Origin of the sequence: Methanoculleus marisnigri JR1 (genome assembly GCF_000015825.1) — an archaeon.
GTDB lineage: Archaea > Halobacteriota > Methanomicrobia > Methanomicrobiales > Methanoculleaceae > Methanoculleus > Methanoculleus marisnigri.
Window position 1 is genome coordinate 1,446,425 of record NC_009051.1, and the last position, 12,756, is coordinate 1,459,180.

General features: G+C 61.7%; 16 protein-coding genes. 5 read left to right on the forward strand and 11 right to left on the reverse strand.

Going from position 1 to position 12,756, the window contains the following annotated elements; translation table 11 throughout:
- Positions 1-81 precede the first annotated feature (81 nt).
- From albA to MEMAR_RS07150, 7 genes are all read right to left on the reverse strand, one after another.
- Complete coding sequence (gene albA, locus MEMAR_RS07120) at positions 82-357, reverse strand: DNA-binding protein Alba (RefSeq protein WP_011844294.1); 276 nt, start codon at positions 355-357, stop codon at positions 82-84.
- A 13-nt stretch (positions 358-370) separates the two neighbouring features.
- A complete protein-coding gene (gene asd, locus MEMAR_RS07125; protein WP_011844295.1) occupies positions 371-1,387 on the reverse strand; it encodes an aspartate-semialdehyde dehydrogenase in 1,017 nt (338 codons plus the stop codon).
- Positions 1,388-1,434: 47 nt separating this feature from the next.
- Positions 1,435-1,608, reverse strand: a complete 174-nt coding sequence (locus tag MEMAR_RS07130; RefSeq protein ID WP_011844296.1) for a 4Fe-4S binding protein — start codon at positions 1,606-1,608, stop codon at positions 1,435-1,437.
- Between the two features lie 61 nt (positions 1,609-1,669).
- Positions 1,670-2,428: a 4-hydroxy-tetrahydrodipicolinate reductase gene (dapB, locus tag MEMAR_RS07135; RefSeq protein WP_011844297.1), complete on the reverse strand. Its 759-nt coding sequence runs from the start codon at positions 2,426-2,428 to the stop codon at positions 1,670-1,672.
- Positions 2,421-3,296 (reverse strand): 4-hydroxy-tetrahydrodipicolinate synthase, encoded by an 876-nt coding sequence (gene dapA, locus MEMAR_RS07140; protein WP_011844298.1) that lies wholly within the window; start codon positions 3,294-3,296, stop codon positions 2,421-2,423. The genes dapB and dapA overlap by 8 nt, the downstream gene beginning before the upstream one ends.
- Positions 3,297-3,306: 10 nt before the next feature.
- On the reverse strand, positions 3,307-3,495 hold the full coding sequence (locus tag MEMAR_RS07145; RefSeq protein WP_011844299.1) for a 30S ribosomal protein S17e: 189 nt from the start codon (positions 3,493-3,495) through the stop codon (positions 3,307-3,309).
- 12 nt (positions 3,496-3,507) lie between these two features.
- Positions 3,508-4,056 (reverse strand): thiamine-phosphate synthase family protein, encoded by a 549-nt coding sequence (locus MEMAR_RS07150; RefSeq protein WP_011844300.1) that lies wholly within the window; start codon positions 4,054-4,056, stop codon positions 3,508-3,510.
- A gap of 215 nt (positions 4,057-4,271) precedes the next feature.
- On the opposite strand from MEMAR_RS07150, the gene MEMAR_RS07155 reads away from it, so the two are divergent.
- On the forward strand, positions 4,272-4,457 hold the full coding sequence (locus MEMAR_RS07155) for a hypothetical protein (protein ID WP_245526565.1): 186 nt from the start codon (positions 4,272-4,274) through the stop codon (positions 4,455-4,457).
- On the opposite strand, the gene priL is transcribed toward MEMAR_RS07155, so the two are convergent.
- Both priL and MEMAR_RS07165 read right to left on the reverse strand, forming a co-directional pair.
- Entirely contained in the window at positions 4,454-5,458 is a 1,005-nt protein-coding gene (gene priL / locus MEMAR_RS07160) for a DNA primase regulatory subunit PriL (RefSeq protein ID WP_011844302.1), read from the reverse strand. The two genes, MEMAR_RS07155 and priL, sit on opposite strands and share 4 nt — an antisense overlap.
- The gene (locus tag MEMAR_RS07165) at positions 5,458-6,201 is read right to left on the reverse strand and encodes a DNA polymerase sliding clamp (protein ID WP_011844303.1); all 744 of its coding nucleotides are present in this window, start codon (positions 6,199-6,201) and stop codon (positions 5,458-5,460) included. Before MEMAR_RS07165 ends, priL begins: the two co-directional genes overlap by 1 nt.
- 229 nt (positions 6,202-6,430) lie before the next feature.
- Between MEMAR_RS07165 and MEMAR_RS07170 the strand changes: the two genes are divergently transcribed.
- The 4 genes from MEMAR_RS07170 to MEMAR_RS07185 all read left to right on the forward strand — a co-directional run bounded on the left by MEMAR_RS07170 (position 6,431) and on the right by MEMAR_RS07185 (position 9,925).
- Positions 6,431-7,042, forward strand: a complete 612-nt coding sequence (locus MEMAR_RS07170; RefSeq protein ID WP_011844304.1) for an RlmE family RNA methyltransferase — start codon at positions 6,431-6,433, stop codon at positions 7,040-7,042.
- A complete protein-coding gene (gene moaA, locus MEMAR_RS07175; RefSeq protein ID WP_011844305.1) occupies positions 7,020-7,898 on the forward strand; it encodes a GTP 3',8-cyclase MoaA in 879 nt (292 codons plus the stop codon). The genes MEMAR_RS07170 and moaA overlap by 23 nt, the downstream gene beginning before the upstream one ends.
- 338 nt (positions 7,899-8,236) lie before the next feature.
- Positions 8,237-8,746 carry a hypothetical protein gene (locus tag MEMAR_RS07180; RefSeq protein WP_011844306.1) on the forward strand — a complete coding sequence of 170 codons (510 nt, stop codon included), beginning with the start codon at positions 8,237-8,239 and terminating at the stop codon, positions 8,744-8,746.
- A gap of 12 nt (positions 8,747-8,758) precedes the next feature.
- A complete protein-coding gene (locus tag MEMAR_RS07185) occupies positions 8,759-9,925 on the forward strand; it encodes a M20 family metallopeptidase (protein WP_011844307.1) in 1,167 nt (388 codons plus the stop codon).
- A gap of 82 nt (positions 9,926-10,007) precedes the next feature.
- Here the strand turns inward: MEMAR_RS07185 and MEMAR_RS07190 are convergent, their stop codons facing one another.
- Together MEMAR_RS07190 and MEMAR_RS07195 are read right to left on the reverse strand one after the other, a co-directional pair.
- Positions 10,008-11,123: a glycosyltransferase gene (locus tag MEMAR_RS07190; RefSeq protein ID WP_011844308.1), complete on the reverse strand. Its 1,116-nt coding sequence runs from the start codon at positions 11,121-11,123 to the stop codon at positions 10,008-10,010.
- 12 nt (positions 11,124-11,135) lie between these two features.
- Positions 11,136-12,557: a glycosyltransferase family 39 protein gene (locus tag MEMAR_RS07195; protein WP_245526566.1), complete on the reverse strand. Its 1,422-nt coding sequence runs from the start codon at positions 12,555-12,557 to the stop codon at positions 11,136-11,138.
- Between the last annotated feature and the right edge of the window lie 199 nt (positions 12,558-12,756).

The window sequence follows — 12,756 nt, forward strand, 5'->3', positions numbered from 1 at the left end:
TTTCCGGCGCGCCGTGCAGGAGCGCCGCCACCCGGCCGCTACGCTCCCTTGAAGAGTATCAAAAAAGCGTTTCGGATTCCCTCACTTCGCATGAGTGAGGACAATCTCGATGCTTGATACGTTCGTCTTGCCGGTATCGGTGTCGATCATCTCGGTCGACGTGAAGATCTCTTTCTTGTCCACGTTTGCAAGGAACCGGTTGAGCGCGATCTCCGCCGTATCGACCGCGCGTGAAATTGCCTTCCCCCGCGCCTTAATCGCGACTTCCTCCGCTCCGTTATTAAACTGGGTGACCACCGCAAGCACGTAGTTCATGACCGGTTTGTTTCCCACGAATACTGTGTTGTCCTTTATCATTAGCCCACCTCGTCTAAAGGTACTTCCTCGAGCATATCAGTTCAGCGTTGAGGACGGATGCGCCTGCGGCCCCACGGATGGTGTTGTGGCCGAGCGCAACGAACCGTAACCCTTCGCGGATTCTCCCGACGGACACCGTCATGCCCCGTCCACGGTTACGGTCGAGCCGTGGCTGCGGACGGTCGGGCGGGTCGAGGAGCTCAACGGCCTTCTCCGGCTGTAAGGGTAGATTGCTGAAGGGGGACTTAAAGTTTGCGTAAACTTTTTTCACCTCGGCAACCGGCTCCTTTACGTCGACCCAGACCGCAATGGTGTGTCCGTCGATGACGGGGACCCGGTGGCAGCTTGCGCTCACGCCGAACGAAGCCGGGGTTACCTCGGAACCGTCGAACGACCCCATTATTTTCACCGTCTCGCTCTCCATCTTCTCCTCTTCGGAGCCGATGTAGGGGACGACGTTATCGTAGATGTCCATGGCGGAGACGCCGGCAAACCCGCCTCCCGAGATTGCCTGCATGGTCGCCACACGCACGTCATGGAACTCGAACGACCGGAGGGGTGCAAGGGCCAGCGCAAGGACGATCGTCGAACAGTTCGGGTTCGTCACGATGAACCCCTCGCGTCCGCGATCCCGCTGGACGTCGATCAGGCCGAGGTGGTCCGGGTTGACTTCCGGGATCACCAGCGGAACGTCCGCGTCCATGCGGTGCGAGCGGGCGTTGCTGCAGACACCGATACCCGCATCGGCGATCTCCGTCTCAAGGGACGCCGCCACCTCGGGAGGAAGCGCGGAGAAGACGAGGTCGCAGTCCTTCAGACTCTCGACGGTTGTGGGAGTGACGACGATATCGCTGACGTTGTCCGGGTACGGCGCATCGAGGCGCCAGTTGACCACCTTGCCGTACGGTTTTCCCGCACTCCGCTCAGATGCGGTCAGAGTCTGGAGATTAAACCAGGGATGATCCGCCAGCAACTGAACGAAGCGCTGTCCCACCGCTCCTGTGGCACCAAGCACTCCTACATTAATCATAGACAAAAATATCTGTAGTGTTGGTGGTATTAAAAGAGTTGGTTTCTTTATTCCATGGAGATTGCTTCCGACGGGCACTCGTCGACGCAGGTTTCGCAATCAACACAGAGGTCGACGTCGACTTTTGCCTTGCCGTCTTCCATGGTGATGGCGGAAGCCGGACAGACGTCCACACAGGTTTCACAGCCGGTACACTTCTCAATATCAACAACTGCTGCCAATTTGGTTCCTCCGAACGTACATAGTTTACGACCGTATCAAAAATAAATTTCGCTTTCCTTATCACAGCCCGAGGACATCCTGCATACCATAGATGCGCGGCTCCCTGCCGACGACCCAGCGTGCGGCCCGGACGGCGCCCTGGGCGAAGACCGCCCGGTCGTAGGCGCGGTGAGAGACCTCGATGCACTCGAAGTTCCCGGCAAAGAGAACGGAGTGATCGCCGACGATATCGCCGCCGCGGATGACGTGGACGCCGATCTCGTCTTTCCGCTCGGTCTCGCCGACACGGCCGTAGGCCTTCTCGCGGCTCCCGAGTTCCTGGTCCAGGATCTCGAGGATGGTCTTCGCCGTGCCGCTCGGGGCGTCCTTCTTATAGCGGTGATGGGCTTCGGTGACCTCGACGTCGTAGTCGCCGAGCTCGCGTGCCGCTTCCCGCACGAGTTTCCAGAAGATGTTGACGCCGACGGAGAAGTTGCTCGATATCACCGCCGGGACGTTTCCTTCGACGGCGGCCGCGATCGTCTCCCGCTGCTCGGGGGAGAACCCCGTCGTCCCGACGATGAGCGCCACGCCGTTTCGGGCGGCGGCTTTGATGTTCTCGACCGCAGCGCCCGCAACGGTGAAGTCGATCAGGACGTCGGGCTTCTTCTCGTTCAGGAACGCGTCGATCTTCGCCGCCGGGACGACCTCGGTCTTAAAAAGCGTTCCCTCCCGCACGTCGATGCCTCCGACCAGTTCCATGTCGGGGGCTTCGTCGACGATCCGGCCGATGTTGGTTCCCATACGTCCCAGGGCACCGGATACGACTACCTTAACCATGATTCACCAGCACCTTTCTCAGTTGTTCCGTCTTTGCTTCGTCGAGTTCGTCGAGCGGCAGCCTGACCGGGCCCGCGGCCATCCCGAGGAGTTCCACCGCCTTCTTCACGGGGATGGGGTTCGTGTCGATGAACATCGCCCGCATGAGGGGAGCGAGTTCGTAGTGCAGAACCTGTGCGCGGGCAAGGTCGCCGGCCCGGAAGGCCTCGTACATCCCCACCATCCGGCCGGGGTCGACGTTTGCCGCCACCGATATCACGCCCGCACCCCCTACGGCGAGGACGGGGAGCGTCATCGCGTCGTCCCCGGAGATCACGCTGAACTCCTCGTCCCGCGTCTCCTCGATGATACGGGAGATCTGGGTGATGTCGCCGCTTGCCTCCTTGATCCCGACGATGTTCGGGTGTCTCGCGAGCTCCGCCACCAGGTCGGGCTGGAGGTTCTGCCCCGTCCGGCCGGGGACGTTGTAGAGGACGATTGGAATATCAAGGTCGGCAAGCTTCGTGAAGTGCTTGATGAGCCCGGAGCGGTTCGGCTTGTTGTAGTAGGGGCTGATGATGAGCGCGCCGTCCGCACCCGCATCCTTCGCCGACCGGGTCAGGCGGACGGCCTCTTCGGTGTTGTTCGATCCCGTCCCGGCAAGCACCGGGACCCGCCCGTCGACGACCTCGACGGCCTTGCCGATCACCTGCTCGTGCTCCTCGAACGTGAGCGTCGCGGACTCGCCGGTCGACCCGCAGGGCACGATACCGTGAACCCCGCGCTGCAGGAGTGATTCTATGTTGGACTGTAATCCTTCAATATCGAGACTCGCTCTGGAGTCCCGGTAAAAAGGGGTAATGATTGCCGGAAGGATTCCCTCAAACATACAGTTTGGTTTACCGCTTCCTTGTATTTATCTTTCTTGAGATGTACCCGGCAACCCGGTTCCGGACGGTCTTGCTGTCGATCACGGCAACCTCGGCGACAGCGTGTTTATTCTCTTCAAAGTCTCCACTGAATCTGTCGCGGTGCTTGACGATGAGTTCTTCGCCGAGGTTCTTGATATATGACGGTTTTATTCCCATGTGGACCTACCCTTACAATTGTGCATAGGTAATGCGATTTGACAGTTTAAGAATATTTTGTGCGACCGTGACCGGATCTTCCCCGAGAACCCGGATCATCGGCTCTTTCCCCACGGCCCCCCGGTCGTAGATGACGTCGGGAACACCCTCCCTGCAGCAGGAGGCGACGCCCCAGTCCATCGTCTGCACGCCCACCGGTTCTTTCTCCCGGTCGAACGAGCAGACCTCGAAGAGGAGGTTGTCGAGCTCCGGGAGGATTGCTTCCGAGAAGCGGATGTTTGCCGCGCTCCTGATGCGCGGGTCGAAACGCATGGCCGTGATGACGATCCGGGCCACGTGGTCGCTTGCCCCGAACGCGATCTCCCCGACGGGGTGCACCTTATCATCAAGCCTGACGATCCGGCCGAGGACTCCCGCCACGTCGTCTTTGCTCCGCGCATCGGGCAGGGCGTAGACGATGTTCATCCCGACCTCCGGGATGAGCCGGGCATCCATCCGCTCGACGAGCAGCGCTACGGCCTCTTCCACGCGATCGATAACCTTCCCGCGCTCTTGCATCATGCCTTCTATCCTCGGTCAGGGAGCCATATATGGGTTGCGCTCACGCAAAGCCGATGTCGCCGCCGGACCTCCGCGAGCCCCTCGATCGGCCGCCGCGGCATGGCTGTGCGTCGTCTCACTCCATGCGTGCGGGATTGTCGGCCGGCCCGGATAAGCGTGTGGGTCGCCCCCGCCCTATGGATAGAGATATACCTGCACGTCCCCCACCTGTTTACATGAATCTACGGGTTCTTGAGGTGCTGACCGCAGTCGGGTGCCTCGCACTGTTCATCGTGCTGCTGGTGACGCTGCCCAAACTTATGGGAGAGGCAATGCAGGGGCTTGCATACGTCGTCGCACTGGTCATCTTTATCGCCGTGCTCAGTATCGCCGGCTACCTGATCGATAAAAAGGTCGCTTAACTCCGTTTTTTCGCCATATTTTTCTTGAGCCGGTAGTAACTCAGCGGATGGTTGACCCGCTCGCAGTCCTTGTCCCGGTTGGCGCAGAGCCCGAACGTGCGCATGGTGGCGCACGACGGCGGGGTATACTCGGTGCCGCCCCGGCCGGAGATGTGCTCCACCTGGTACATCGTCATGTCCGGGTCGAAGTCGGGAGCCCGCGCGAACACGTCCGCTATCTGCGCAACGTTCATCCCGATGGTATGGAGGAACGACGTGATGGCGAACCGGCCCATGTGCGTCAGGTTCGTCCCCGCGGTGATCGCCTGGATGAGCGCGCTGATGCAGGGCGGGAACGCTTCCTCCTTGATCTCGCCGAACTGTTCGAGGACCTGCTGCTGCCGCAGCGCGGTAATCTCGCTCGTGACCGGCGCGAGGCGTTCGCAGATCCCGGTCGGAACCCGGAGCGGCAGCTGGTCGGCGATGATCGCCCGGATCCGTTCCCGGATGAGTTCGTCGATCTCGCCTGCCTCGAGGTTCACGCCTCCCTGCCGGACATCCCTGTTGACGAGCCGCCACCGCCTGTCGCGCAGGTGAGGGACCAGCTCGACGTACCGGGTGACCGGCATTGCAACCGCCCCGGTATCGATGCCGACGCTCCAGGCAACGAACCGCCGTATCTCCGGCTCTTCGGCCGCGAGGAAGAAGGATGCGCGTTCGGCCTCGTAGCGGGCAAGGCGGTCGACGAGCGACCGGTCGCCGGCGCAGGAGACGAGCATCCGGGCGATGGCGTAACTCGCGATCTCGATCTCGGGCTTGAGATTCTGCGTGTTTTCGTCCCCGAACTCCTTTTTGAACGTGAGCGCGGCAACGACCCGTTCCTTCGCGCGCTCGAGCGCCGCGACGCCCGGGCTGCTTCCAAGGAACTCTTCGAGCGACTCCACGTGCCGGCGGGCCAGCTGCTGCGATTCTTTCAAAAAGGGATATTTGATGAGTTCTTTGCGATCGAGTACGATACCCATCAATCGGCCTCGATCCGAGGAGCAAGGAGGTACTCAACGCGGCCGTTGCCGTCCGCAATGTCAAAGACAAACCTCACCGGGTGATCGATGCCGAGGTAGACCTCCACCTTGTCCGCGCGCGCCATGACCCGCCCCATGTCCTTCAGGTAATCGATCGAGAAGAGGGAACGGGCCTGCACCGGGCTTAAGGCGACGAGTTCGTCCTCGCCGAGCGCGAGTTTGATGTGGTCGGTGTCGCCCTCCGCCTCCATGTAGAAGGTCATGGCATCGGGGTCGATCCCGAGCGCGATCTTGTCGGAGATGACGGCGGCCGCTTTGATGGCGTTGTTCAGCGCGTCGCCCGGGACGACCGCCTTTCCGGGGAGGTCGATTCCCGGCGGGTTCGGATCTTTCCGGATGGTGTTGACATCAAGGAGCGATATGGAGTAGCGATAGCCGCCGAAACTCAGTTCCAGTTTTCGCTCTTCGTCGAGCAGGGTCAAAGTCAGCGCGTCGCCCTTCCCCATCATCCCGATGATGTTCTTCATCTTTGCGATATCCAGACCCAGCTCCCCGGCTGTCGCCGAGAACGAGTTGAACGCCGTGCTCTGGAGTTCCAGGGAGACCATGGCCACGTTTGCGGTATCGACGGAGCGTGTCCTGATCTGATCCTCGGCCGTGTGCAGGCGGCACTCCGTCACCAGTGCGGCGATCGCGTCGATGGATTCCCGAAATATTTCTGCGTCAATCGTTGCCTTTAACATTGTGACCCCTTATTAAACTCTCGTTGAAAGTATATAATCACCCTATTCATTATAGTGCTTTACGATCACAATCGGCGGTAGACCCATGACGCCGGTCGCGGAAGCGGTCGCGGCAGACACGTACTCCGGAACCGTATCATTCATGTTTAACAGCATCGAATACTATACATAATCTTCTTGATTGTGCTGGAGGTCGGATCCGTCAGCCTCAAGCGGAGGGTGATCTCCCATGGGTTCTCAATGGACTAAAGACAGCGTCTATCGAAAGGCGATGAAGGCGGGATACCGGGCACGTGCCGCCTACAAGCTGCTGGAGATCCAGCAGCGAAACGGTATCATCAGGCCCGACGACAACGTCGTCGACCTCGGGGCGGCGCCGGGCAGCTGGCTGCAGGTGCTTCGCGACCTGACCGACGGCAGGGTCATCGGCGTGGATCTCAATCCCATCGCGCCCATGGAAGGCGTCACCACCATCGTCGGGGACTTCACCGATCCTCTCGTCCAGGAGCGCATCCGCGAGGAGGCCGGCGGCGTCGTCAGCGTCGTGGTCTCCGACGCCTCGCCGAAACTCTCCGGCCAGAAGAGTTACGATCAGGCCCGTGCGATCGGGCTCGGCGAGGACGCACTGGCGTTTGCCTGCACGGTCTTAAAACCCGGCGGCAATATGGTGATAAAGTCGTTCCAGGGCGAGCTCTTCGGGGAGCTGATTGCCGAAACGAGAAAGCATTTCTATTCCGTCCGGGGGTACAGGACGAAGGCGTCGCGGAAAGGGAGTGCCGAGACCTACATTATTGCAAAGAATTTCAAGGGAACATGCGATGATGCTGAAGGACCCCTATAACCGAACCGTAACCAACCTCCGGATCAGCCTGACCTCCCGGTGCAACCTGCGGTGCATCTACTGCCACGCCGAGGGCGAGGTGAACCCGGAGGAGCAGATGAGTGCCGGGGATATCGCCGAACTGATGCGGGTGGGCGTGCAGTTCGGTATCAGAAGTATCAAGTTCACCGGCGGGGAGCCGCTGCTCCGCCGCGACCTCGTCGATATCATCCGCTCGGTGCCGCCGGGTGTGGAGTCGTCCCTGACGACGAACGGGACGCTGCTTGCGGCGAAGGCCGCGGAGCTCAAAGAGGCCGGGCTTGCACGGGTGAACGTCAGCCTCGACAGCCTCCGCCCCGAGCGCTACCGCGAGATCACGGGCAAAGACTGCCTCGCGGATGTCCTTAAGGGGATCGACGCGGCGATCGAGGTCGGGCTGACCCCGGTCAAACTCAACATGGTGCTCCTCGACGGCATCAACGAGGACGAACTGGACGACTTCATGGCGTTCGTCCGGAGCAAACGCGACGTCATCCTGCAGGTCATCGAGCTGATGGAGTTCAACGAGTGCAAGTTCCACGGGGACGTGGACAGCGTCGAGCAGGACTTAAACGACCGGGCGAAACGGGTCGTCACCCGCCGGATGCACCACCGCAAGAAGTACTGCCTCGACGGCGCCGAGGTCGAGGTCGTCCGCCCGCTCCACAACACGGAGTTCTGCGCATTCTGCAACCGCCTCCGCGTGACCTCGGACGGGAAACTCAAGCCCTGCCTTCTCCGGAGCGACAACCTGGTCGATATCCGGGGCAAGCACGGCAAGGAACTCGAAGACGCCTTCCGCGAAGCCGTCGGCAGGAGAAAGCCGTTCTTTACATAACGATGTCTGCCCCGTTAGGGCGCGACGGACGGAACGTCCGGAGCGCGAGCACCGTAGGTGCGAAGGCAGGCGGAGTTCGAGAAAATTGCGCCGCAATTTTCGATGACGATGTTCAGCCCGCAGGGCTGAACGGAGCTTGAGAAAACGCGAAGCGTTTTCGAAGGCGATGTTCTGCCCGCAACGTTGAACGGAGTTTGAGAAGCCATCAGGCTTCGAAGGCGACGCGTGCCTCGTAAGGGTGCGACGCGTGCCCTGAAGAGGCAACCAGAGCCCCTCACCGCCGCCACTGTTGTACGGAAGCAATACTTTTTGTACCTCTCTCCCCAATAGGAGAGAATATGCTGGAAATGAACGAGTACGTCCGCGTCATGCAGAAACTATACGGCAAATCGCTGATCCTGGAGAGTCCCACCGAGTTCCATCCGGTCCTGCACTTCTACTTCACCGACGCCCTCGCCCACATCGACTACACGCTCGGCATCCTCGCCTACAACTACATGTCACCACGAAATATCATGAGCATGGAATACATGCGGTGGCGGCTGGACGAGGAGAAGGTCGGCGACCGGGCGCACTTCCCCGGGTTCGTCAACTGGCTCAAAGAGGAGCAGCCGGAGAAGTACGAGGCGCTCCCGATGCTCTGGTCCGGCGTCTACGACAACGACGACCCCGCCCAGTACCGGAGTTTCCGGATCGTGCTCAACCCCGACGACAAAAAAGCGATCCCGGCCGAGTATCTCTCGACGTTCATCGACGAGTTCTTCGACCCGAAGTTCGTCAAACAACTCTATAAGACCTCGTCGCTCGCCCGACTCTTCGACGAGTACGTCCGGAGCAGATCGGCATAAGGGGACCACTCCATGGATGTTGCTCGACTCGCTTCATCGCTCATCCGGATCAGGAGCGAGAACCCCCCGGGGAGCACGGCGGATGTCGTCGCGTTCATCGGGGAGTTCCTCGATGCGCTCGGGGTGAAGAACCGCATCATCTCGCATCCCGGCGGCCGGGATAACCTCGTCACGACTGAGCCCGGTTCCCGGCTCCTCCTCTGCGGCCACGTCGACGTCGTCCCCGCCATCCCCGACGACTGGACGCACGATCCCTACAGCGGGGAGGTCACCGGCGGTTACGTCTGGGGGAGAGGCGCCACCGATATGAAAGGGGGATGCGCTGCTCTCCTTATCGCCTGCCGCGACCTCATCGAGAGCGGGGTGGAGCCGGAGGTCCAGTTCGCCTTCGTCTGCGACGAGGAGACCGGCGGGGAGTACGGGATCCGGTCGCTGCTCGCCCAGAACCTGCTCGAACCCCGCGAATGCCTGATCGCCGAACCGACGCCGGAGACCAGCCCGGCGATCGGCCAGAAAGGCCTCTACCGGATCGACCTCTCCTTCCGCGGCAGACCCGGCCACAGTTCCCTCTATCCCCTGGTCGGGAAGAGCGCCGTCATGGCGGCGTTCGACCTCCTCGGCTACCTCCAAGAGGTTCACGCCCGCCCGTTCCCCGTCGATGAAGACCTGCAGCCGCTTATCGAGGAGGGTGCCCGGGTCTTCTCCGAGATCTTCGGGATCGAGGGAGGGGATGAGATCCTGACCCGGGTGATGTTCAACCCCGGACGCATCGAGGGCGGCGAGAAGGCGAACATCGTGGCGGAGCAGTGCCGGATGGAACTCGACATCCGGGTGCCGTGGGGCTGCTCCCTCGAGAGCCTGCGGAGTGGGATCGCCGAACACGCCCCGGACGCCGTGATACGCGAGACGGACGTGGCCGAACCGACCCTGACGCCCCCGGACGCCCGGATTGTCCGGACGGTCTGTCGCGAGGTGGAGCGGGTCTACGGGACGGCAGCCCCCTTCCTCCAGTGGGCGGCAAGCGACGCGAAGTACCTCCGCGACAGGGGGTTCGATGTTCTGGAGTACGGGCCGGGGGAGATCCCGACGCTGCACGCGGTGGACGAGCGGGTCGGCGTTGAGCAGCTCGAGAAGGCAGTGGATGTCTACCGGGGCGTCATCCGGGCGTACTCTTCATGAGTGGATACCCGGACGGCCGTCGACTGCAAACCACGTTTTTTGTTCCAAAGGGAGGATGCCCCTTTTTCCGGGAAGACCGTCATCAGCCCCTTACCCACGTGTAATGCCTGTTTATCGCATAGTTCCAGGCAAACGCGATGAGTATTCCTGCAAGGTTTGCGACGAGGTAGTAGGCCCCGGCAATATCCACGAGGAGGTAGAGGACGGCCATGTTGATGGCGAGCCCGCCCATCGAGACCGCCTGGAACGATCCGAACCGCGAAAACTTCCGCTCGAACTTCAGGTTTTCTATCGACCGAAACGTCCAGACGTCGTTTAAGACGAAGTTGTTCACGATGGAGAGTTCAATCGCGATTGCCGCCGAGACGAGGTAGTAGAGGCCGGCAATCTCGGTCAGGGCATAGAGGAGGCCCATGTTGACGAAGATGCCGGAGAGCCCGACAAGCCCGAACCGGACGACCTTGTTCCACTCGGTCCAGACCGATCCTGTCCGGCGCGTGACGGAGAACCGGACGATCCCGCCGCACTGCCGGAGGTAGTCGATCACGGTGCCGGCCCGGAGTTTGCTCGCCCCCTCCTCGCGGTCTTTGAAGACGAACGGTATCTCGACAAACGTTCGCCACCGGCCTTTGCCGAGAACCTCCATCAGGATCTTGTAGCCCCGGGGCGCAAGCGGGGCGCCGTCGACGACCTGGCGCCGCACGGCAAAGAACCCGCTCACGGGATCGGTGATCTCGGGGAAGAGGATGCGGCCGAACGCGGTTGCCCCGAGTGATATGATCCTCCGCTTGAGCGGCCACGCCTCGATATCGCCGCCCTTCGTGTACCTGCTCCCGACGGCGATGTCCGCGCCGCCCCGTATCGCCTCGTAGAACAGGGGGATGAGATCGGGAGGGTGCGAGAAGTCGGCGTCGATGACCTGCAGGATATCCGAGCGCGCCGACCGGAATCCCTCGACGACCGACTGCGAGAGGCCGTGATCCTCCCTCCGCACGATCAGGCGCACGTTCTCCTGCCGGCCGGCGATCTCCCGGACGATCGGGATCGTGCGGTCCTTCGAGTCGTCGTCCACCACCAGGATCTCGTCGTGGATGCCGTTTTGCGACAGAACCCCGTCGACCGCATCGATGATCGCGGCGATGTTCTCCTCCTCGTTGAAGGTAGGGATGATCACCGAAAGATCACAGGGTTCGGCCATGGTTCTTTTCCCCTAGGTCGACCTGAAGAGATAGATTCCCGTGTGCTGCCCGGTAAACTGCGCGTTCTCGTCAAGCCAGCCCAGTGCATCCTCGCCGGGGTTCGCGGCAAAGATATCGTGGGTCACGACGTAGAACGCGCGCCGGTCGGGATACCGGTCACGGACAGCCGCGAGGTCGTCCCCGGTCGTCGCCGCGAGTTCGATGGTTCCGTCGGTCGCGTTGCTGTAGTAGTAGTCGAGCGGAAGCGCCATGTAGGACGGCAGCACGACGACGAGATCTCCTTCCCCGGTCATCCCGCCGAGTTCCGCGGAGAAACCCCGCCAGTCGTTCTTCTGCGGTGTCGTGTAGTAGGTGGAGAGAAACGGGGCGCTGACGAGGATTGCCGCGGCGATGAAGATTGCGACCGCCCACCTCTCCCGCACGAGGGCACGGAGCGCGGGATACGCCGACGCGATCCCGATGAAGTAGACCGGGAGGAGGTAGATGAGGTAGCGCGGGAACATCGGCATCCGTGAGGAGAGGACGAGGCTCGCCGCCAGCGGGACGAAGATCATGAAAAGGAGGAGGAGCGCCCCGTTCCGGTCCTCGCGCCAGGTATAGGCGACGCCGAGCAGGAAGAGGAGGAGGAAGGGAACCAGGACGGCGATGCTGTGTCCCGATGCCTCGAGAAGGGTCTGGTAGACGACGTCGAGCCCCTGCATGCCGAACGTCGGGTCGGACGACGTTCTCGCGAGAAAGAGGTTCACAGTCACGATGAGCAGAGGGAGGGCGGCAACGACGAAGGCAACGAGCCCGAGGGCAGGGCCGCTCGCGTTCCTGGCGTCTTTTCGGATCTCGCCGGCGCGGGCGACCAGGGCATGGAGGACGAGGACGGCGACCGGCACGATGGCGTAGAAGTGCATCCAGAACGCGACCGCGGAGAAGATCCCGAAGAGGACCCAGGAGCGGGTCTCGTTCGATCTGCTCGCCCGCACGTAGGAGAGCAGGGCGAGGGAGAAGAAGAAGAGCATGGGGGTGTACGCCCGGGCCTCCTGGGAGTAGAATATGTGAAAGGGCGAGAACGCGAGGAGGGCGGCGGCGATGAGCCCGACGTTTCTGTCCTTAAACTCGGAGCCGATGTAGTATACGACCGGGATCGTCAGGACGCCAAGGAGCGCGGGGAGAAACCTGAGCACGAACTCGCTCTCCCCGAAGACGAGTATCCCGTGCTCCAGCCAGTAGAAGAGCGGCGGGTTGAACTCTCCGCCCGCAGTGCTCTCCCAGATGCCGGCAAGCGACTGCCGGGCAAACGAGAGGGTCGCAGCCTCGTCGAGCCAGAGCGAGTTGCCGGCGAGGTTGTAGAACCGCAGCAGGGCACCGATGACGGTCAGGCCCAGGAGGTACCAGAGCGCCGCGCCGTTTTCCTGAGTGCCGTGCCGGGTTTTTGCGCTCATGCCGCCCCGAATAAACGTCCCGGTGTCCCTGTGCTGTACCTCATGCCGCTCCGGTGCTGTCATCGACCGAGCGGTAGAGATACGAGTGCCGATAAAAAGGTTCCCCCGCCCGGAGTGCATGATTGGCTTCTCCCGGGAATGTCGGCGGCTCTCTTTCTCCGCTCCGGTCACGCGTCTTCAGAGATCATGTCGTGAAACC